This is a genomic window from Leptospira tipperaryensis (genome assembly GCF_001729245.1).
GTDB lineage: Bacteria > Spirochaetota > Leptospiria > Leptospirales > Leptospiraceae > Leptospira > Leptospira tipperaryensis.
Map to the genome: position 1 here is coordinate 3,106,366 of NZ_CP015217.1, position 19,782 is coordinate 3,126,147.

Below are 19,782 nucleotides of genomic sequence, written 5' to 3' on the forward strand. Positions count from 1 at the left end.
GAAAGTCGCGCGCCCCCACCCTCATCGGGTGGTGGAGGTGGGCCCGTGGGAAAAACTCGGAGGACTTTTCTCTATCAGAAAAATCATATCTTTGCAAGTAGAAAGTTTCCTCTCCCTTCTGTCGGAACTCCGACAAGAATTCAGATTGGAATCTTGTTGATTCCCGATAGTTTCCTAATTTACGGGAAAGGATTGTGGGCTTCAAGAACTCGGCGTTACGCCCTTTCTGATTCAGGTCGCAGGGAAAACTCGGGAGATTTTGCTCTATCATAAAATCATTGTTTTGCAGGCGCAGAGTCTATCTTTGTCGGAACTCCCACAAAAATTCTTTTTGCTCTTGGAATGTTTCTCACCCATCCTCTTCTAACTTCCGGGTAAGGGTGTCCCGATCAAGAGATTGGCGTTTTCTTTTCTCCCTCTTTGGGAGCGTTAAGAATCTCGATCGCCTTTCTCATCTGAGGATCCAATTCTAAATCCAGAATTCCATTCTGTCCGTCTTGGGTGCTTCTCGTTTTGTATAAAAATTTGGCGACGTCTGTGGAAAGTTTGATTCCCTTTTCTGCGAGATACTTTTCAAAAAGAAGAAAGTTGGCTTCGGAATAATTCGGATTCTTTGCAAGAAAGGCTTCGAGCATTTTTTTCTCAGCCATTTTGCGAATGTAGAATCGATCGTCTTCCGTAGGTTCCACCGATTTTACGATTACGTCCGGTTGAATTCCCTTTCCGTGAATCGACTTCCCACTCGGAGTATAATACTTTTGAATCGTGAGCGCAATACCCGTGTTATGCGAAAGTGGATAGATGTTTTGAACCGAACCTTTTCCAAAAGATACTGTCCCGAGAATTTTTCCTCTTCCATGATCTTGCATCGCTCCTGCAAAAATTTCGGAAGCGCTCGCCGATCCCTCGTTGATAAGAACTACCAATGGGATACTCGTAAACTTATCGTTTGCGGTCGTGGAACGAAAAACTCGAACGAGTTCTCCGCCTCTTCCTTTTACCGAAACGATATCCATATCCGGTTTTAAGAAAAGATCGGAAAGTGAAATCGCGAGATCCAGAAGTCCGCCCGGATTCATTCTTAAATCCACGATCAGTCCTTCGGCTCCCTTTTCTTTGAGAGAATTCAATTCTTTTTTAAATTCGGAAAGTGTGCTGTCCTTTCCCATGAACTGATTGAGTTTGATATATCCGAGTTTTTCTTTTTCTAAATAAGAAGATCTTACGTAACGAATCTTGATCATCTCTCTCACTAAAGTAAGATTGATCGGTTCCTTTTGATTCTTTCTTTCTAATTTTATATTTACGGAAGTTCCTACCTTGCCTCGCATCAGTTTGATGGAATCGGAAAGAGAAAGGTCGTTTGTTTTTTTACCGTCGATCTCTACGATACGATCTTGCGGAAGAACTCCCGCCTTCATCGCCGGAGTGTCTTCAATCGGAGATATGACCACGATCGCCCCGTCCGCAAAGGAAACTTCCATTCCGAGTCCGCCAAAACTCCCTCTCGTTTCCTCTTGGAGTTGGGAAAAATCGTCCTTATCCATGAAGCGGGAATGCGGATCTCCCAAAGATGAGATCAGTCCTCGGATGGCTCCTAAGTAGAGTTTTTCTTCGTCTACGGATTCTACATAATCGAGTTGTATGGTGGATAAAACTTCGTGGAAGATCTGGAGATAGGATTCTCCATTTTTGGAAATTCCTTTTACGGATCCTGTCGGGAGAATGAGTGCGAAGCTGAGAAAGGAAACGATTCCGATCCAGATCATTCTTTCTTTATTTTTCATATTCTTTGTTCAAGGCCTCATGAAGCGCGGGGCTTTTTTCTTTTAAGCGCTCCAGTACTTTATCGGGATCGAGTCGATAGACTGAACAGGCTTCGAGAAAAAATGTCAGATCGTTCGGAGCCGATTTGCCCGCAGTCGCCTTGAGGTTCGCATTGATTCTTGCGATGCTGACTCTTTCCAAAACCCGTTTTACATCACCATCGGTGATCGTTGTCTTCTGGGAACTGCATTGGAGGGTGAGGAAAAGGAGGACGGAGAGGAAGAAATTTCTTTGAAACACTCTGTCCGAAGTTTCAATCGAGTTTCTTCCTCTGTCAATCAGTAAATTCTATAGAGTCCTACGAGCTTCCCCATCACCACGGCCTTCTTGGTGCGGATCGGTTTGTATTTTGGATTTCTTGCTTCGAGACGAATCTGATCCTGTTCTTTGTAATATACTTTTAGAGTGGCTTCGTCTTCGATGAGAGCGACGACGATTTCCCCGTTTCGGGCAATGTCCCTTTTTTCGATGATCGCGATGTCTCCGTCATTGATCCCCACGTCGACCATGGAATCCCCCTGAACCCGAAGCGCGTAGGTCGGAACATTGGAACCGACCATTTCGTCCGGAATGGGAATGTAGGACTCGATATTTTCTTCGGCAAAGATCGGAAGACCGGCCGCGACTCGACCAATCACAGGAATGCTCGTAGCCTGAACGGGAAGAGATTCCAGAGGGCTCTGACGAATGAGTTCAATCGCTCTGGATTGATTCTTCGCAGTTTTGAGATATCCTTTCTTTTCGATCGCCTTGAGGTGATCGTAAGCGCCTTTTGCGGTAATTCCGAACTCATCTCCGATTTCTCGTATCGTAGGCGGAAAACCGCGTTCCTTGATGATGGCAGTAATGAATGTGAGAACAGCCTGTTGCTTATCTGTCAGGTCTTTCATACTAAACAACTTAGTAGTGAATAAATGCTAAGTCAACACAAAAATAGTAAAAACGGAGGGGTAGAATAGGACGTCCGAAAACGTCCTAAAATCTATAGTTTTAAATATTCACTTTTTAGAATAAAGGATCCTCTGGAAACGACCTGAGCCCCTTCTTTGAGTCCGGCCTTGATGATCACTTCGTCGCCTACGGTTTCTCCCGTGAGAACTTCGGCCGCCTCAAAACTTCCGTCGTCGTTCTGAATAAAAACAATGGACTTTCCTTCGATCTCGTGTACGGCTTCGAGAGGTAAAGTTTTTCTCATTTCGGAACCCGTGTTTGCTACGATTCCTTTTACTTTTGCCGTAACCGACTGGCCGGGTTTTAGTTTTCCGTTTCGATTGGAGACCATGATCCGAAGTTTTGCGGTTCGTTTGATATTGTCCAAAACCGTTCCTACATACGCGACTTCACCTTTGATTCCGGGAGATTTTTCGTCGCCTAACGGATAGATCATCGCGTCGGCTCCTTCGGAAATAGAACCGATATCCTTTTCGTAAACTTCCAATAAGACCATCAAGTTGGTAAGATTCGCGATCGTAAAAAGATCCTCGTTCCGTGTTACCTGTTGTCCTTGGATCGCTTTTCTTTCGGTCACTTCTCCGTTGATCGGACTCCGAAGAACGAGATTGGAAGAAACATAAACCCCTCTTTCGATTCCCGCGATTTCTCCGGGTGTGAGTCCGTAGTTTTCGAGTTTGATCCGAGTCGTTTCCACTTCGGTCTTCGCGGTTTTGTATTGCATGTTCGCGAACTCATAGTCTTTTGCGGAAGTCACTTTCATATCGAAGAGTTCTTTCGCACGATCCGCCTGCAATTTAAGAGCTTCTAAACTCGCCCTCGCCTTGACGTAAGAAGCTTCCACTTCTCCTAGCATCACGGAAGAAAGAATCGCAAGAGGAGAACCTTGACTCACGCGATCCCCTTCTCTCACGAGAACCTTTTTGATTCTCGCTTCGACCGTGGATCCGGCTCTCGCCATACTTTCCGGGTCGTAGGAAATTCTTCCGGGGAGCGCGACCTCGTCCACCGAAGCGACTTCTCTCAGAGAAACCAAACTCAACGGATGTCGTTTTAGAATTTCCTCGGAAACCGTGAATCTACTCTTACTCACGGCAACCGGCTTTTTCTCATCGGCTCTCTTCGAGACAAACTTTTTGTAACCGAAATAAGCCGCTCCTAAAACTGCGAGCAGAACGATCGTAGTTTTATAGCGGTTCAAGAAATTGATCATACAAATCTCCGGGATGGATTCTTAATCCCTCTCTGTTTTTTTACCGACCGCAGCCTTATAGAGTTCTACCGCGTTGTAATAGAGATACAACACTTCGTAGTAATCCCTCAGGACCGTAAGATAATTCTTTTCGGCCTGAAGAAAGGTCACTTGGTCGGAGGCACCACGGACATAGGCTATCCTGGATTTTTGTTCTAACTGCTTGTTTTTTTGTAATAGATTGATTCTTTCGTATTTTGCAAGAAGATCTTCTCTCGCGAGGAGTTCCTTTTTAGAAGCTTCGATCTCTTCGTTCACTTCTCTTTTTTTGGCTTCTAAGGCGAGTTCGAACTTCTTGTGTTCTTCCCTCGCGGAAAGAACCTTTCCCTGACCGCGGTCGTTGATGGGAAGAGGAATCGTCGCAAACACGCCGGCGTAGTGTTCGTTTCCTTTGATTCTCCATTCTCCCCCGACTTGAAGATAACCGAGACTTTCCCTTCTCTGAAGATCGATATTGAGTTTTTTCTCTTTGACCCTTTCTTCGAGGGCCGCGATGTCCGGACGATGGATGGCCGCGACCGTAGAATCCTTCAGACGCAATCCAAGATCTTCCAAGGATTTGAATTTCATCTCCGACTTAAAGGCGAAGACTCCTTCCGATTCTCGGATTCCGGAAAGAATTCGGAGTTCCTTCTCCACGATCTGTCTTCGAACAAGAGCGTCCCTATAAAACTTCTCCACCTGAATTCTTTCGAGTTCGAGTCTTTCAAATTCGAGAGGAGAGATGTCCCCTTTTTCCACCCGAAACTTTGTGAGTTCGAGAAGGTCGCTGTAGTTTTCGTAAAATTCTTTATTATAATCTACTAAATTAGTTAGGAAGAGATAAGCCCAGTAGTTCTGTCTGAGACGAAGACGAAAGAGTCTGTCAAAGTTTTCGAATTCTCCCAAGACGGCTTCGAAGGATTTTTTTGCTACCTTGGAACGTAAAGAGATCACTCCGTAGACGTCCAGGTCCTGATACATCGCGGGTGCGATCTCCGTGCTTCCGCCCTGAGATCCGTTTTGTCCGAGAATGTTCGGACTGGAAGATCCGCCGGGCATTCCGATGAATTGTTGTTGGAACTGGATGATCGGGTTTCTGGAAAGAGAAGCGGTGATCACCTTTCCTCTTTCGATTCCCATGTTTTGTCTTTCGGCTAAGTAGAGCGGATTGTTTGAAACCGCGTATTCAGTCAGCTTCTCCATATCCCAGTCGATGATCTTTCCCGAAAACGTAACGGGGATCGAAGAAGTGGGAGCTGATTGTTTTTCAGTCGCCGCATCCAGAGGAGAAGAAAGGGACTTATCGTTGTCTGCATTCCCGGACTTCTTTTTATCCTCTTCCGTTGTGGAAGTGGATTCCAAAGGAATGACCTCCGCCTGAATCGGAGCGATCATCACCGAGACGATGCTCAAAAATCCCAAGACCAAAAAGGTTTTGAGAAATTGAAAAAAACGAAGACTCAAAGAAGAATTCTCTCTTTCCGTTTCATAGAAAGAAGTCTTGTTTATGACAAAGAATTCTTTGCCGCCGTTGGTTAAAACATTCTGTGAAGATACCATTTTCCCTGCACTTTCTTAAAGTATGGATTGAGAAGTTCCTTCTCCAGTTCTATGTTATCTTTAAATCTAAGTTTCAATTCGCATTCCGTCAAACTTTCGTAATAAAACTCGGCTTCGATTCCACCCGAAAGTAAAAACAAATCGCGGACGGTTCGAACGTTCTCCGAGTTTTTTTGTTTTTTGAGAAGTTCTCTATCGAAAAAATAAGTTTGGAAATAATTTTCTTTTTTTAGAAGTTCCTTTGCGATCTGTTCCCGGGTCCAGACTCCTTTTAGATCCAAGAGCAATCCGTCTTTGGGAGCCACTCGTTCCGGCAACTTGGAAAAATTCTTACTTACCGTATCGTCTATTAAAGATTTCATTAAAAGAAGAATTTCAGGAGTATCCTTGCTGTGATCTCCCGTGTGACCCGCGAGAAAAATTTTCCCCGCGAGAATTTCAGGAGCTTTGTTATCTCCCCGAGAAAGAAACAATTCCTGTTCGGAAGTCGTATGGCAAGAAAATGACAAGACTAACCCTATCCAGAGAAATCCTCCGGAGATTCTTCGAATCGAATGTAGAAACAAGGGCGTCATAACGGGTTTAAACTCAAACAAAGTAGGGAACGAGTCCAGTCTCTGAAATTCATCCTGAAAGTCGAACGAAAGTTTTCTTTTTTATCGACTGAAAGGACTCTTCGATAAGTTGAGATCCTCTCCAAAAAAAAGCTTTTGTTTTCTAAGAATGTGAAAATAAGAAATAGAAAAACAAAAAAAGGAAACCGGTCTCGAACAATCCGGGTCTCCAAGACGCGCTCCTTACTCGTTTATGAGAATCCGTTCTCGTGAACGATCAATCCTTCGTTCGTCAATTCCAGCCATTCGTTCGTGGAGAATTCCTTCAACATCGCAGGTAAGAATTGTTCGAAGAGGAAAAACAAAAAAATAATTTCACGAGCGTGAAAGGAAGCTGCGCATCGATCAAGAACTTCATGCAGAAGCTTTATAGATGGATTTAACCTTAACGAGATGAGATGCGTATTCCAAGGAAGCCAAGATATCTTCTTACGCTCCCTTGGCTTCGAGACGAAGGGCCTTCTTTAAAAGTTCTTCCAGATCTTTTCCGTAGATGACGGTGAGGGAACTAGGATTGTCGGTAAGAAAACGTTTGGCTCCTTCCGTAAACTCCGCGTCTCCTAAGACGAAGGCTTTGTCCACGCCCAACTCTTTTAGCTGACCGATCGTATCTCGTAAGAAGATATCCGAAATTTTTGCGTCCTTCCATTTTCTAAATTTAAAAAGCGCTCTTGTTTCTTTATCGGTTTTGTTTAAGCCCGTAAGATTGAGACCGTCTCCTTCTTTGTTGGGAACTTCTCGACTCACCGTATAATTCAGGGCCATCACGATTCGAACACAGAGATTCTTAAATTCAACTCCCTTGAGTTGTCGATAGTGATCCAGAACTCCGACTCCGATCTTTGAAACGTCCGCGAGAAGTTTGTTTCCCTGTTCGTCGATGATTCCCTTGATATGAAAGGACTTGGAAGACTTGAGTCCCGAAAGTTCGTAGAACCTTTCCATCGGAAAGAGTTCGCTGAAAATTCTTCCGATCTCATCGTCTATGGAGAATCCGCTCGGCGCGGCTTTGTTTGCATCCGCACGTTTTGTTTCTAACTGAAATTTATAATTGGCGAGATCGATGATTCGTTTGTCGTCGATTCTTTCGGACTCGGCTTCGATGAGATACTCGCTCGCTTCTTCCAACTTGCCGAGTTTTACAGCGAGAAGAGAAAAGTGAACGTCGGAGTCGATCATCTCCTGTTTCCATCCGCTGTTCCTCGCCATCTCCATACAAAGTCTCGCGTGTTTGAGACCTTCTGAAAGATTCTTCTGAAGAATAAAATTGCACATTAAGAATTGAAAGATCGTATAACGCACGTAATCGTCTTCGATCAGATCCGCGACCGAATTTGCGACCTTGGTCGCTTCGTCGTATTTTCCATCCCGGCTCAGACTGAGGGCGTAGAGAAAACCGCCGACGGGAGAAGCCGGATCGAGTTCGTAAGCTTTTGCAAAAAATTCAGAGGGATTTCCTTTGCGAATCGCCGCGGAGACGACACCCTTTCCGATAAAGATCGAAGCCACCTTGATTTTTTCATTGGGAATCTTACTCAGGAATCGATCCGCGATCCCGAATTCTTTTTGACCCAAGGCCATAAACGCGATTCGAACGTTGGCTTCCGCGTTTTCCTGATCGATCTGAATCGTATCCAAATAATGAAAGAGGGCTTCCTCAAAAAGATCTTGTTGGTAGTAGATATCCGCGATTCGGTTGGAAACCGCGACCTCGTTGATTCCCTTCTCGTAGTTACCGATCTTCTTGATCTTTTCGAGATGACGCACCTCGTTTGTCGTATCCCCTTCCATAGCGTAAATTTTTGCGATTACATAGTGGGCCCGGACATTGGAGGGAGAATTGTCTAAGATATCCCGAATTATAACGCGGGCATCGACATAATTGCCCATAGCGGCCAGTGCGAGGGCTTTTTCAAAAGCGTCTTTCTTGGTCTGGATCAGAAAAGATCCAAACGCGACAATCAGAATGATTCCAATGGCTACAAGAATGACGAAGATCATTTTTTTTGTTTTTCTTTCAGGTTCCGGTTAGTAAATGGATAAAATCCCGGGAGCCGAACTGGGTATTGCCCAATCTTGGGATAAAATCAAATCATTTGTAGAAACTAAAACCAGATGGGAAAACTTACCTACCTCAGATTTGCGTATTCTATCGTGAAACGCGATATTACAATCAGTATTCTTCATATAGGATTTTCAGTACTCTTTTGTTTTTTCCTGACTTTCGGGATCTTTCTACTGAGAATGGACAAAGTCCCCTCTAACCCTTCTAGTATCGAACTCTTCCGGAATTATCCACAGTTGGTTTTATTACTCAGCAGCGCCGGATTGGTTTTTATGGCCCTTTCCAGGACGATCCTAAGAACGGCAGACGCCGGAATTATGATGGCGGTCGGCGGCAATCGGATCGGAACGATTCGCCTTTTGGTCGCGGAACTCTGGATTCTTCATGGAACCGGATTCTTCCTGAGCGTTTTGGCCACGATCTTCTTTCCTCCTTGGGTCGCGGAAAGTTCCAGCCTTTTGGATTACGGAAAGTCGTTTCTGGTTTGTATTTCGTTGATATCGGGAACCGGAGGAATCGTCTCTGTGATTCTTACATTCTTAGACCCATATCGGTCGATCCGGAGGGGCAAATGATTCTTCGCATCAACGATCTCTCAAGAGAATACGGAAAGTCCAAAGCCGTGAACGGCGTATCTTTCGACATGAACCAATCCGATTACGTCGCGATCGTAGGACCTTCCGGTTCGGGAAAGACCACTCTTCTATCGATGATCACCGGAATGCTTTCGAGCACCTCCGGAGAAGTTTACTTCGACACGACCAAGGTAAGCGACATGGGTCACGGAACCTTGGCGAACTTCCGCGCGAGAAACATCGGACTTATCTTTCAGTTTTCGGAACTCCTTCCTCATCTCGACGTGGAGGAAAATATTCTTCTTCCCGCTCTTCTCGTAGGAAAGTTTAGTCAGAAAGAATATTTGGAAAAATGCGAATACCTCATTCAGAGCCTTCATCTCGAATCCATTCGTAAGAGTTATCCGAGTAAACTTTCGGGCGGACAGATTCAGATGACCGCGATCGCGAGATCCTTGATCAACGAACCCGAACTCCTTCTCGCGGACGAGCCTTCCGGAGATTTGGATCCGGAAAACAGCGAACTCGTAAGAAATCTTTTATACGATTTTAACACAAGAGGACTTACGATTCTATTAGTAACTCATGATATGAATCTGGCCTTCGACGCAAAGACAATCTACGAAATGAGAGAGGGAGCGTTTACCCGGGTGGTAAAATGAAATCCTATCTCGGGATCGATATCGGAGCCGGGAGCATCAAAGCGAGTCTGGTCGATAAAAGCGGGAACATTCTCAAACAAACTTCCAGAACCACCGGAGCGGAAACCAATGAGAAAGAATTTTTGGATTCTATCGTAGATATCGTTTCGGAACTCGAAGATCCGTCTCTCGTCGCGGTCGGGATAGGAAGTCCGGGGCCGATCGATACGGAGAATGGGATCCTCATCCAATCCGCAAATCTTCCCCTCTTAGCCAACGTCGCGTTAGTCGCTCATCTAAAGAAGAATTTTAAATTTCCAGTATATTACAATAACGACGCAAACCTCGCTGCCCTCGGAGAATATCGTTTCGGTCTCGGAAAAGGATCTTCCAATCTGATGATTCTTACCTTGGGAACCGGACTCGGCGGGGGTTGGGTGTATCAGGGAAAACTTTTCAACGGTTACAGAGGAAGCGGGATGGAAGCGGGACACGTAACCTATCTTCCCGGAGGTTCTCTCTGCGGATGCGGACAAAGAGGATGTACGGAAGCGTATTTTAGCGCGAGCGGGTTTCTTCATCGTTATCACGAAACGACCGGAAATCATCTTTCTTCGGCGGAAGAATTTTTCGAAAACGTAAGAAAAGGAGAAAAGGTCGCAGTGACTCTGTTAAACGAAGGAATCGACGCGCTTTCCCAGCTCTGTAGAACTTTGATTCACACGGTCAATCCGGAGAAAATCGTTTTCACGGGAGGTCTCGTCAAATCCTGGGATCTCTACGGAAACATCTTGAAAGAAAAAATTCACGGACTTATCTTTCCTATTTTTAGAACTTATACCCAAATTTTACCCGGCGGAAACGTAGCCGGCGCCTTGGGTGCGGCCGCACTTTGTATGGAGAATCACGAATGAAAGATCCGAATTGTATCTTCTGCAAGATCATCGCAAAAGAAATTCCTTCCAAGATCGCCTTTGAAAACGAAGAAATATTAGCATTTCATGATATTTCTCCGCAGGCTCCGGTTCATATCGTATTTATCCCCAAAAAACACATCGTTTCGCTCTCGGATGTAAAAAACGAAGACTCCGCGCTCCTCGGAAACATACTCGTTCAAATCCGCGACGTCGCAAAGAATTTAGGAATTGCAGAAAACGGATATCGGGTCGTAAACAATACCGGAAAGAACGGCGGACAGACCGTATTTCACATCCACTTTCATTTATTGGCCGAACGCCAACTCCACTGGCCTCCGGGTTAAAATTTAAGGAATAAAAAACATTGAAACGAATTCTATTTGGAACCGTAATTAGCGTAGTCGCGCTCGGATTCTTATTTTCAAAACTGGATCTTAGTGAATTTTCAAGAATCCAAGAACGTTGGGAACCCATCTATCTGATTCCGTTTTGTATTTCCTCCGCGTGGGGACTTCTTTTGTTTTCTTGGAGATGGCATCTTCTGATGGGAAAACAAATCTCCTTCCGTTATGCGCTCTTTTCCTCTTTTATCGGAGTCGGAGCCAATATGTTTCTCCCGGCAAGAGGAGGAGACATCTTTCGTTTGTATTTTTGTAAAAAGGAATCCGATCTTCAATACCCGACCTTGGTTACGGCCCTCTTTATCGAAAAAGTATTAGATTTTTCTTTTATATTCTCCGCAGGAATCTGCGCCCTGATGTTCTTAGGAATCAAAGACGAGAGCAGCGATTCTTTCTTTATCATTTCGTCCCTTGTGATCGTCGGAATTTTTCTCGGACTGATCGCGGTTCGATTCTTAAACGAAACGATCATTTCCCTTCTTGCCTGGGCCGCCGGACTGATCGGGAAAAAAGAATGGTTCTTACAAAAACTCGCTCACTACGTGCGAGACCTTGGAAAGTTTTTGGTGCTCAAAAGATTTCTTCTTCCGGCGATATTGACTATGTTTACTTGGTTGATCGGATACGCGTTGAGCTACGGCATCCTACTCAAGTTAGTCGGAATTGAAATGAGTTACGCGGGGATCGTTTTAATCATGTTTGCCGGAGCGGTCGGGGTAATGGTTCCCTCGGCGCCTTCGGGTGCTGGAGTTTTTCACGCCTCGGTTACGTCTTCCTTCGTTTTGATGGGAAGAAAAGCCTCCGAAGGATTGTTCTACGCGACCACGGTTCACCTGGCGCAGTTCATCTTACAGAGTATATTCGCTATTATTTTCTATCTCTATTGGATCGTGGATCGAAGAAGACGCGGACTCGGAAAGGCAGACTTTTCCCTCAAAGAATCCGAGGTCATCGAAAAAAATTCCTAATCGATTTCCTCGCTCGAATTGTTAAGCGAAGTAGAGCAAAACGAGCTCCTTTGGTATCACCGACGGGGCTCGTCCTTTTTCGATCTAAAACTATTTGGAAAGAAACTCGAGAATTGAGTTCGCCGTTTTTTCCGGAAATTCTTCCTGAGGAATATGTCCGCAGTTTTCAAAAACGGTAAACTTAGAATTGGAAATGTCTCTGTGAAACTGTTCTCCGATGGCGAGAGGGATCCATCCGTCTTCTTTTCCCCAGAGGATCAAAGTCGGTTGTTTGATGGTCGGGACAAGTTCCGCAAATCCCTTTGCAAATCCTTCATCCAGGGTTCTTGAAAAAGAAACCTGAGATTCGATTCCGCCTAACGTTCTGAGACGATCGAAGTAAGCTCCGATTCTTTCTTCCGTGATCACCTTCGGATCAAAAACTACTTCTTTGAGATTCCAGTTAAAAAGCCATTTCCCGTAAAAGGTTTTCATCGTCTCTGCGGCAAGGGGAAGATTGGACATCTGAATGATAAAAGGTTTTTTCATAGGATAAGGTCCAGCTGCGTCCACCAAAACCAACTTCCCGACGAGCTCCGGATTTTTTGCCGAAGTCAAAGCGGCAATCGCTCCACCCAACGAATTTCCCACAAAAACAACATTCCGTAATTTTAATGCTTTTAGAAAAGCGGCGACTTCGGACTGCAATTGATCCACGCTGTAATCGGAATCCAAAGGTTTATCGGACCAGCCGAAACCTTTCATATCAAGAACCACGATTCTATAACCGGATTTTCTTAAATAAGGAATTGTCTCTTTCCACGTATAAGTGGAAGAACCAAAGCCGTGTAAAAGAAAAATATCACCTTTTGTTCCGGGAAAATCCTGATAGTGAAAATTGACCTCGTCCAACTTTAGGAAATGATCATATTCTCCCTCGTCCAAAATTTTCCCGGGCGGAATCGTCTCCACAAACAATCCACAGTGAAGGATAAAAATGGAAAAAAGAATCAGACAGAATTTTTTATAACTTCCGATTTGAAACATAGACGTTGACCTCTTGAACAGTTTTGCTAAGACGAACTCAATTCTTTTCTTAAAAACTTCTCGGATAGTTAAGAAAATACCTTCCAACAAAGAAAGTATTCTTTTATCCTTCCATGGAATTTTTTTCAAATTCTTTCGTCCTTCCAAGATCAAAGGAAAGACGTTTTGTTATAAGATTTCGTGACAAGATGGAATCGATTCTCGGCGTAAACGAAAAGAAAAATACATTGTATTTTCGTAAAATGAATCCGATGAACGCGAAATGTAGATCGCCTTGAAAGCGCAAGAGCTCGCGGCGGAATAAATCCGAGAATTCTTAGATTACACTCAACCCGAAGGAAAAAGAGGGATAGGCATTGCTCGGCTAAAACCGTCCTAAAACGTTTTCTTTTTGTTCGTGTTTAAACAATCCCGAAAATCGATAAAACCTAATTTATCCCGAAAGAAAACCCCGGCCATTCCATCGGAGACGGGAAATCCGAGTTGAAATATCGGTTCGATTACGATCCTACCTTTGAGGTCGAGATAGCCGACCATTCCATTCTTCGTAAACGTGGAAAGTCCTTCCGAAAAATTTCCTAAGTCTTCGTAAGAATCGTCGATGACGATTCTTCCATTTCGATTGATATAGCTCCATCGATCTTGAATCTTCACAGCAGCCAATCCTTCTGAAAAACTCATCACATCGTCGAAACGAAAATCAATCACGGTCCTGCCGGTTGTATCGATAAAACCCCATTTACGATCTTCATTCTTTACCGCTGCAAGGCCCTCCGAAAAACCCAGAGTTTTTAGATACCGATAATCAATGACCACATTTCCGTGTTTGTCGACAAATCCCCAATTCCAAGAATCTTTTCCAACCGGAGCCATTCCATCCTGAAACACTTGCATTGAGTTAAACTTGTAATCGATCACCAACTTTCCGAACTTATCGATTGCACCAAAGAATCCATTTTTCGAAACTACGGAAATTCCTTCGGAAAACGTAGACGCAGAATCAAATTGATAATCGATTTTGATACTCCCATACCGATCGATGAATCCCCATTTAGAATTCTTATTTTCAACGGCTGCAAGTCCTTCCTCGAAACCAGACACACTTTCAAATCTTGGGGGAATGACGGTCGCGCCAGTTGTATCGATGAACCGAAATTTATCCTCGTTTTGAACGGTAGCAATTCGCTCTTTAAAAAGAAAGGCTCGATCATATCGATTACCATCCAGCAACTTTCCGGAAGAATCTATATATCCCCATTTACCAACAAACGGTTCTTTGTCCTTTCTTTTAGGAACCGGTGCGAGTCCATCATGAAAATATCCGATCGCAAAGGTCTCTATATTTGGAACCGTATCAAATTCAAAGGGGATCGTCCTCAACTTTGGATTGGAAGGAACGAGTTTGAAGATATTCTTTCCGTTTTTTTGAATCGTCTCTTCCTTCAATTCGGAAGCGCACTCATTTTTTTGATAAACACAGCCGAAAGAAATATTTATAAAAAGGAAAATAAGAATTCTGTGTATTTTTCCGATAGAGCAGAGTTGAATCCAAAAAGAAAAAAACTTAGTCGAGATCACTACGTAGGCAACAATTTTATTTTTCATTCTTGCTTCTTTTTTTTAAATATTAGAATAATATAAATTATTAATTTAGTCTAAGAGGTCGATCCTCGTTTAGCATTTTTTATTAGGATCCTAAAAGGAAAAATTTGCTGGTTTTTTTTGATTCGGCTTCTATTTCCGATTCAGAGAAACTTTGAGGCGGGTTGTATCGAGAAATGCCGCCGGAAAAAAATGAAATTCAATTCCGACGGACGTTCAAAAGAAGAGATTTTATTTCTTAGATAAAAACTGACACGCTTCCGATTTTTGGATCGGATTGTTTGGAGACATCATTTCAGAACAGCTTGTCTTTTCAATCAAAGCCATACATTCTTTAGCTGCCTGAACTTTTTCAGGAGTTGCGTCCTTCCATTCATCAGCTTCCGTCTTACCGGTTTTTGCTCTTTGAGCCGCCGCATTCTGTTCAATGGATTCTAAACAAGCTTCTTTGGATTGAAGCATCGGAGGAAGAAATTTTCTCTGAGCTTCCGGCAATTTGCTGAATTGTTCCTTAGCACATTCTACGGTCTTGGAACAAGTGATATCCTTGGACTTCTTAGCAAGCTCCTGCATTTCTGCGGCAGGATTTCCCGCACCTTTACAATTGAAGATAAAAAGCGCCAAAGAGACGAAAACTAACAAACTCGTTTTTTTGTAATTCATAACCCTTTCCTATTAAAAAGCAAAAGGATTCCTCTTCGTGTCTTTTTGAAAATAAATTTTTTCTAATTCTTCTCCGGAATTCTCCGGAGAAGAATCGTAGTTTAGACCGCGCCTACCAACGCGTTCTGTTCTTCGAATTTAAAGAGTTTATGAACCGTCGCTTTTTGACCGACTCCCTTAAGAGAGGCTTCGTGTTTTTCGGAATCGTATCCTCTCAGACTCAATTCTTCTTGAATTCCGGGACTGGAGAGAATCGGTTCCGTTACCCAGATTTCTCCTGCGGATGCAAGAGACTGTACCCGAGCCGCGATGTTTACGCTCTGTCCGAAATAATCGAGTCTTTCGTCATTGATTACGGCTAACGCAGGACCTTCGTTGAGACCGACCTTCAAACCGATCTCGTGTCCGTGTTCTTTGAACTCCTCGTTCATCTGATCGATCCGAGTCATCATCTCGAGAGCCGCAAACATTCCGTCCAACGGACTCGAAAAGGTCGCCATAATCGCGTCGCCCATCGTTTTTACGATCGCTCCGTGAAACTTTTTTACGGTCTCCGTAAGAAGACGAAAGTGTTCCTGAACGAGTCGATACGCAAGAATATCCCCCGCCTTATCATACATTTCGGTGGAACCTCTCAGATCCGTAAAAAGAATCGTAAGACTTTTTACGTTCAGATTCAACTTACTACTCAACTGTTGGATTCTAAAAAGTTCTCGGAAAGTCTGATTGTTTAAGAGCATCTTTGCCGTAAGAAAAGGTTCGATCACGGTCGGATGTTCTTTCACAATTTCTAATATTCTCGGGAGATTGGGTTTGATTATCAGAAATCCCGCTTTCGCGATCGTACGATTGGATACTTTGAGTTCGTATTTTCCGGGAGCGAGATGAAGTTCATTCGGCGTAAAGCCGCTCGTAAGAAGACTCAAATCGATGACTCGATCATCCGCGGTTTCCTTTCCGTCGAAATACAAATATACGGCGGAATTATTTTCCACAGAACTGAGTTGATACGCGGGAACATCGGTCGCATCCAAAACGATCGTTTGCGTGATTCCCGGTTCTAAGACGATCAGATTTTTTGTATTGTTTCCGATAAAATTCAAGAGTTCTTGAGACTTATGAAAGTTCGCGGAGATATGATACTTGAGATAGGTTTCGGCGTCGACTAAAGGATCCAAATTCTGTTTTTTAAGAGAAGGGTTCACAGAAAAACTTACTTCTACTTGATCGTCCAAGGTAGTCGGGACGTCGAGATTACAGATATAACAGTGAAAACTTTTTTCTTCTATTTGATCCAGGGAAGTATGAGAAGAAGCAACTCCTCCGCAAGCAGGGCAGATCATATTATAAGCGAAATCGATTAAGCCGATCTTTCCCGAATGTAAGAATAGATCGATCGCCTCCCCCTTCTCAAAATCATTCTCCCTCGCAAATCGAATGGGATTGATTCTATGTAATTTCCATTCATCTTGAGATTGCAAACTCCCGATAAAACGAGAGATCGATTCCTTTGATAAAACGGCAAATCCTTCCAAGGCTTTTTTCTTTTGCGCCAAAAGAGTTTCGTTCCACATAACATCCCTCCTAGGATTCTTTACCAAAACAAATCGATCTTCTTCGGAGTCGATTCTTTGGCAAGCATTTTGTAACAATTTTTGTTACATTTATTTCACTTTTCCGATAGAGTTTCTACCTTTCACGGCCCCAAAGGAGAAATCCATTTTGCCAAAAGGAAAGAATCAGACAAAGTTCGCCAAACGCAAACCCTACGATCCTCTTAGAAAAAGATCAAATACGCGGATTTCTCCTAGGATCGCTTGAGGTGGACTTTAAGTCCGTTTCAAGCAATTTTTTTGGTGAAAAGTTTGTCGTAACAAGGGTTACTCTGATCAAGGTCGGAACTACGCAACGAAAGAGAATTTGTGAGAGTTCCCACACAACTCCATATTTTAGTTTTTTTGAATTGATTTTTGACGTCGAATGTCATACTTAAAATCCTTTTCTTGAAAATTCAAAAAGAAGAGCTTTTTTCAGAGGAAAATTATTTCCAATAAGACCAAGAGGACGCGCGTTATCTGCGTTTGTAAGACAAACGACAAAAGATCGAATCAATATGGATAAAACGAAACTAAGTAAGAACTCGAGAGTGGTAATCACGGGGATCGGAGTCATTCTTCCAAACACATTCTCGGTCGACGAATTCTGGAAAAATCTTTCTGAAGGGAATTCTCAGATCGATACGATTACGAGATTTAATACGGACGATATGCCCGTCAAAGTCGCCGCAGAGATGAAAGACTTTGACTGGAAAAAATTTCTCCCCGACTTAAACGAGAAACACGCAAAAAATTACAATCGGGAAACCTTCGCTCTTATGTCAGCGATGGAAGAAGCAAGAAAAGACGCGAAACTGGAAAAGGATTCCGTTGATCCGTCAAAGGTGGGCTTTATCGATTCTTCCTCGCGAGCGTCTTTGGCTTGGTGGGAACACGCCTGGAAACTCTATCACGAAGAAAAAAATCAGAGCGTCTTCGATCGTTATTCTGTTCTCACTTCGATGGCTTCCAATCCTACCAATCTCACCGCAATCTATGCAAACATCCAAGGATTTGTAACCACCATCACCGCGGCCTGCGTCGGCGGACATCACGCAATCAGCCTTTGTTATCAAGCGATTCGAAAAGGAAGAGCCGAAGTGATGTATGCGGGAGGACACGAATTTCCTCTGATCAAACCTCTGATGATGATGTATTCGGATCCGGCGAGTTCGGTGATGTCTTCCGAGGAAAAACATCCTAAGTCAGCAATCAAACCCTATGATAGAAACAGAGACGGATTTATCTTAGGAGAAGGCGCCGCGGTTCTTTGTATGGAAAGAATGGATCACGCAATCGCCCGAGGAGCTAGAATCTACGCCGAGGTTTTAGGAACCTTTAGTTACAACGAAGCGGACCACGCGATGAGAATGGATCTAACCGGGAAAAAAGCTGCGAGCGGTCTGAGTCGTCTTTTAAAGATCAGCGGAATACACCTCGGAGATATCGACTACTTCTGCGGACACGGGACGGCAACGATTAACAACGATATGGCGGAAAGCAGAGCGATCAAAGTTTTATACAACGGTCTCGCAAAAAACAAATGGGCGCCTCTCGGTTCCATCAAACCGATCTTCGGACATACGTTCGGAGCCGCGGGAATCATCAACGTCGCCGCGACGGCCTTGATGTTGGAAAAACAAATCATCTGTCCCACGATCAATCTCAAGGACGTGGATCCGGAATGCGATCACGATCACGTAGCCGAAGGAGCCAGAAAGGTCCGTCTGAGAAACGCGATCTCGATGGCCTTTGCGATCGGAAGCCAATCTTCTTTTGTGAGCCTTACGGCTCCGGACCTTTAGGATCACAAAATGAAATCCGGCGGACTTCACAAACAATACGATCATTCCAAAAAGATGAAATCGGTTCTTTACTACCAAGGCGCGGTGACCCACGATATTTTAGGAAGTCTCACTGAAATTCTCAAGGATAGAATCGCGAACGAAAAAAGGAAGAATAAGATTCTGAATGTGTTCGTCGAGATGGCTCAGAACGTCAGTCACTATTCTTCCGAACGGGAAAAGGAATACGGAATCGGTCTTATCTTAGTAAAAGAAAAAGGTCATATTCTCAAACTCTCCACCGCAAACTTTTTGACCGCCGAAACCGCAGCTCCTCTTCAAGAAAGATTGGAACATTTTCTTTCTCTTACGGGAGAAGAAGTAAAAGAACTCTATCAGGAAAGGATCAAGGGAGAAAGACCGGAAGACAGCAAGGGAGCCGGTTTAGGATTTTTAGAAATATTAAAAAAATCTGATTTTCCGTTTCGTTCTTCTTTCGAAGCGACTCCGAACGGAGAAGTGTTTTTTACTCTTACCGTTTTCTTTCGCTTGGGGTGAGTTTCCAAGGTTCCGCGTGCGAGAGGGCCATTTCCTTTACCTCGATTACGATTACGGAAGTATTGTCCTTAGTCATTCTTAGATTGGCTTCTTCCGCGAGGTGAGAACAGGCCTCTTTTACGTTAGACGTGTTTCTAAGAATCTCTTCTAAATCGTCGATTTTGATCACGTCCGTAAGCCCGTCCGTACAAAGAAGAATACGATCTCCTTCACTTAAAGAATTTGTAATATCAAAAAGATCCATCTGAAGATCGGTCGTTCCCCCGCCGATACAACTCGTGATATAACTTCTTGAATTTTGATTCCCTCGAACCGAATCGGAAAAGGAATGATCCACGGTGATCTTATGAACGCCCTGAGAGGAAAAGTGATAGGCCCTGCTGTCGCCCATATTAAAAACAAGAACCTTTCTTCTTCCAAAAAGCGCACCCACGAGAGTGGTTCCCATTCCCAGCTTACCCGTCTGTAACGCGTGTTCGTTGATTTCGTTGTTGATCTTCCGAAATAGATTCTGCCAACCCGCCCTCGGCAATTCTTCCAGAGGTTGAATGGCTCTCTCCATCCACGCGAGTTTTTCCAACGTTAGACGGCTTGCAACTTCTCCGGAAGTATGTCCGCCCATTCCATCGGCGAGCGCAAGAATCAAAGGAGAATGGGAAGAATCACGGATGCCCGTGGAAGCAAAGGAACCCGAAACCGTCCCGGCGACGATCTCTCCGGAAACATACATCGAATCCTCGTTATGCGAACGAAAATTCCCTTTTTCCGTAATTCCGAAATATTGAATAATCATGAAGAAGA

At 43.9% G+C, this 19,782-nt stretch carries 19 protein-coding genes; 7 read left to right on the top strand and 12 right to left on the bottom strand.

Annotated features, from left to right (window positions below):
• Positions 1-389: 389 nt before the first annotated feature.
• The 7 genes from A0128_RS14505 to A0128_RS14540 form a co-directional block, all read right to left on the bottom strand.
• Positions 390-1,787, bottom strand: a complete 1,398-nt coding sequence (locus A0128_RS14505; RefSeq protein ID WP_069608169.1) for a S41 family peptidase — start codon at positions 1,785-1,787, stop codon at positions 390-392.
• Positions 1,777-2,067, bottom strand: a complete 291-nt coding sequence (locus A0128_RS14510; protein WP_069608170.1) for an LA_1448 family UV-C exposure upregulated protein — start codon at positions 2,065-2,067, stop codon at positions 1,777-1,779. Before A0128_RS14510 ends, A0128_RS14505 begins: the two co-directional genes overlap by 11 nt.
• A 38-nt stretch (positions 2,068-2,105) precedes the next feature.
• Positions 2,106-2,717 (bottom strand): transcriptional repressor LexA, encoded by a 612-nt coding sequence (gene lexA, locus A0128_RS14515; RefSeq protein WP_069608171.1) that lies wholly within the window; start codon positions 2,715-2,717, stop codon positions 2,106-2,108.
• Between the two features lie 92 nt (positions 2,718-2,809).
• On the bottom strand, positions 2,810-3,991 hold the full coding sequence (locus A0128_RS14520) for an efflux RND transporter periplasmic adaptor subunit (protein ID WP_069608172.1): 1,182 nt from the start codon (positions 3,989-3,991) through the stop codon (positions 2,810-2,812).
• Between the two features lie 21 nt (positions 3,992-4,012).
• Entirely contained in the window at positions 4,013-5,407 is a 1,395-nt protein-coding gene (locus tag A0128_RS14525; RefSeq protein WP_156781930.1) for a TolC family protein, read from the bottom strand.
• A 140-nt stretch (positions 5,408-5,547) separates the two neighbouring features.
• On the bottom strand, positions 5,548-6,147 hold the full coding sequence (locus A0128_RS14530) for a hypothetical protein (RefSeq protein WP_069608174.1): 600 nt from the start codon (positions 6,145-6,147) through the stop codon (positions 5,548-5,550).
• A gap of 468 nt (positions 6,148-6,615) precedes the next feature.
• Entirely contained in the window at positions 6,616-8,187 is a 1,572-nt protein-coding gene (locus A0128_RS14540) for a tetratricopeptide repeat protein (protein ID WP_069608176.1), read from the bottom strand.
• Positions 8,188-8,301: 114 nt separating this feature from the next.
• On the opposite strand from A0128_RS14540, the gene A0128_RS14545 reads away from it, so the two are divergent.
• Genes A0128_RS14545 through A0128_RS14565 form a run of 5 tightly spaced genes read left to right on the top strand, consistent with a single transcriptional unit; the run spans position 8,302 to position 11,753 of the window.
• Entirely contained in the window at positions 8,302-8,826 is a 525-nt protein-coding gene (locus tag A0128_RS14545; RefSeq protein WP_069608177.1) for an ABC transporter permease, read from the top strand.
• The gene (locus A0128_RS14550; protein WP_069608178.1) at positions 8,823-9,488 is read left to right on the top strand and encodes an ABC transporter ATP-binding protein; all 666 of its coding nucleotides are present in this window, start codon (positions 8,823-8,825) and stop codon (positions 9,486-9,488) included. The genes A0128_RS14545 and A0128_RS14550 overlap by 4 nt, the downstream gene beginning before the upstream one ends.
• A complete protein-coding gene (locus A0128_RS14555) occupies positions 9,485-10,381 on the top strand; it encodes an ROK family protein (RefSeq protein WP_069608179.1) in 897 nt (298 codons plus the stop codon). The genes A0128_RS14550 and A0128_RS14555 overlap by 4 nt, the downstream gene beginning before the upstream one ends.
• Complete coding sequence (locus tag A0128_RS14560; protein WP_069608180.1) at positions 10,378-10,728, top strand: histidine triad nucleotide-binding protein; 351 nt, start codon at positions 10,378-10,380, stop codon at positions 10,726-10,728. Before A0128_RS14555 ends, A0128_RS14560 begins: the two co-directional genes overlap by 4 nt.
• A gap of 20 nt (positions 10,729-10,748) precedes the next feature.
• Complete coding sequence (locus A0128_RS14565) at positions 10,749-11,753, top strand: lysylphosphatidylglycerol synthase transmembrane domain-containing protein (protein WP_069608181.1); 1,005 nt, start codon at positions 10,749-10,751, stop codon at positions 11,751-11,753.
• Positions 11,754-11,843: 90 nt separating this feature from the next.
• Here the strand turns inward: A0128_RS14565 and A0128_RS14570 are convergent, their stop codons facing one another.
• The 4 genes from A0128_RS14570 to A0128_RS14585 all read right to left on the bottom strand — a co-directional run bounded on the left by A0128_RS14570 (position 11,844) and on the right by A0128_RS14585 (position 16,618).
• Positions 11,844-12,779 carry an alpha/beta fold hydrolase gene (locus tag A0128_RS14570; protein WP_156781852.1) on the bottom strand — a complete coding sequence of 312 codons (936 nt, stop codon included), beginning with the start codon at positions 12,777-12,779 and terminating at the stop codon, positions 11,844-11,846.
• Positions 12,780-13,154: 375 nt separating this feature from the next.
• Entirely contained in the window at positions 13,155-14,384 is a 1,230-nt protein-coding gene (locus A0128_RS14575; RefSeq protein ID WP_069608183.1) for a WG repeat-containing protein, read from the bottom strand.
• Positions 14,385-14,612: 228 nt separating this feature from the next.
• Positions 14,613-15,044 carry an LA_2478/LA_2722/LA_4182 family protein gene (locus A0128_RS14580; protein ID WP_069608184.1) on the bottom strand — a complete coding sequence of 144 codons (432 nt, stop codon included), beginning with the start codon at positions 15,042-15,044 and terminating at the stop codon, positions 14,613-14,615.
• A 101-nt stretch (positions 15,045-15,145) separates the two neighbouring features.
• Complete coding sequence (locus A0128_RS14585; RefSeq protein ID WP_069608185.1) at positions 15,146-16,618, bottom strand: adenylate/guanylate cyclase domain-containing protein; 1,473 nt, start codon at positions 16,616-16,618, stop codon at positions 15,146-15,148.
• 539 nt (positions 16,619-17,157) lie between these two features.
• Here A0128_RS14585 and A0128_RS14590 point away from each other — a divergent pair.
• Both A0128_RS14590 and A0128_RS14595 read left to right on the top strand, forming a co-directional pair.
• Positions 17,158-18,444, top strand: a complete 1,287-nt coding sequence (locus A0128_RS14590) for a beta-ketoacyl-[acyl-carrier-protein] synthase family protein (protein WP_069608186.1) — start codon at positions 17,158-17,160, stop codon at positions 18,442-18,444.
• Between the two features lie 9 nt (positions 18,445-18,453).
• The gene (locus A0128_RS14595) at positions 18,454-18,981 is read left to right on the top strand and encodes a SiaB family protein kinase (RefSeq protein ID WP_069608187.1); all 528 of its coding nucleotides are present in this window, start codon (positions 18,454-18,456) and stop codon (positions 18,979-18,981) included.
• On the opposite strand, the gene A0128_RS14600 is transcribed toward A0128_RS14595, so the two are convergent.
• A complete protein-coding gene (locus A0128_RS14600) occupies positions 18,956-19,774 on the bottom strand; it encodes a PP2C family protein-serine/threonine phosphatase (RefSeq protein ID WP_069608188.1) in 819 nt (272 codons plus the stop codon). The two genes, A0128_RS14595 and A0128_RS14600, sit on opposite strands and share 26 nt — an antisense overlap.
• Between the last annotated feature and the right edge of the window lie 8 nt (positions 19,775-19,782).

Bases quoted from the DNA above. Each gene is read 5' to 3' on its own strand.
- A0128_RS14505 (WP_069608169.1), bottom strand. From the start codon at position 1,787: ATGAAAAATAAAGAAAGAATGATCTGGATCGGAATCGTTTCCTTTCTC.
- lexA (WP_069608171.1), bottom strand. From the start codon at position 2,717: ATGAAAGACCTGACAGATAAGCAACAGGCTGTTCTCACATTCATTACT.
- A0128_RS14520 (WP_069608172.1), bottom strand. From the start codon at position 3,991: ATGATCAATTTCTTGAACCGCTATAAAACTACGATCGTTCTGCTCGCA.
- A0128_RS14525 (WP_156781930.1), bottom strand. From the start codon at position 5,407: ATGATCGCTCCGATTCAGGCGGAGGTCATTCCTTTGGAATCCACTTCC.
- A0128_RS14530 (WP_069608174.1), bottom strand. From the start codon at position 6,147: ATGACGCCCTTGTTTCTACATTCGATTCGAAGAATCTCCGGAGGATTT.
- A0128_RS14540 (WP_069608176.1), bottom strand. From the start codon at position 8,187: ATGATCTTCGTCATTCTTGTAGCCATTGGAATCATTCTGATTGTCGCG.
- A0128_RS14545 (WP_069608177.1), top strand. From the start codon at position 8,302: ATGGGAAAACTTACCTACCTCAGATTTGCGTATTCTATCGTGAAACGC.
- A0128_RS14550 (WP_069608178.1), top strand. From the start codon at position 8,823: ATGATTCTTCGCATCAACGATCTCTCAAGAGAATACGGAAAGTCCAAA.
- A0128_RS14555 (WP_069608179.1), top strand. From the start codon at position 9,485: ATGAAATCCTATCTCGGGATCGATATCGGAGCCGGGAGCATCAAAGCG.
- A0128_RS14560 (WP_069608180.1), top strand. From the start codon at position 10,378: ATGAAAGATCCGAATTGTATCTTCTGCAAGATCATCGCAAAAGAAATT.
- A0128_RS14570 (WP_156781852.1), bottom strand. From the start codon at position 12,779: ATGTTTCAAATCGGAAGTTATAAAAAATTCTGTCTGATTCTTTTTTCC.
- A0128_RS14575 (WP_069608183.1), bottom strand. From the start codon at position 14,384: ATGAAAAATAAAATTGTTGCCTACGTAGTGATCTCGACTAAGTTTTTT.
- A0128_RS14580 (WP_069608184.1), bottom strand. From the start codon at position 15,044: ATGAATTACAAAAAAACGAGTTTGTTAGTTTTCGTCTCTTTGGCGCTT.
- A0128_RS14585 (WP_069608185.1), bottom strand. From the start codon at position 16,618: ATGTGGAACGAAACTCTTTTGGCGCAAAAGAAAAAAGCCTTGGAAGGA.
- A0128_RS14590 (WP_069608186.1), top strand. From the start codon at position 17,158: ATGGATAAAACGAAACTAAGTAAGAACTCGAGAGTGGTAATCACGGGG.
- A0128_RS14595 (WP_069608187.1), top strand. From the start codon at position 18,454: ATGAAATCCGGCGGACTTCACAAACAATACGATCATTCCAAAAAGATG.
- A0128_RS14600 (WP_069608188.1), bottom strand. From the start codon at position 19,774: ATGATTATTCAATATTTCGGAATTACGGAAAAAGGGAATTTTCGTTCG.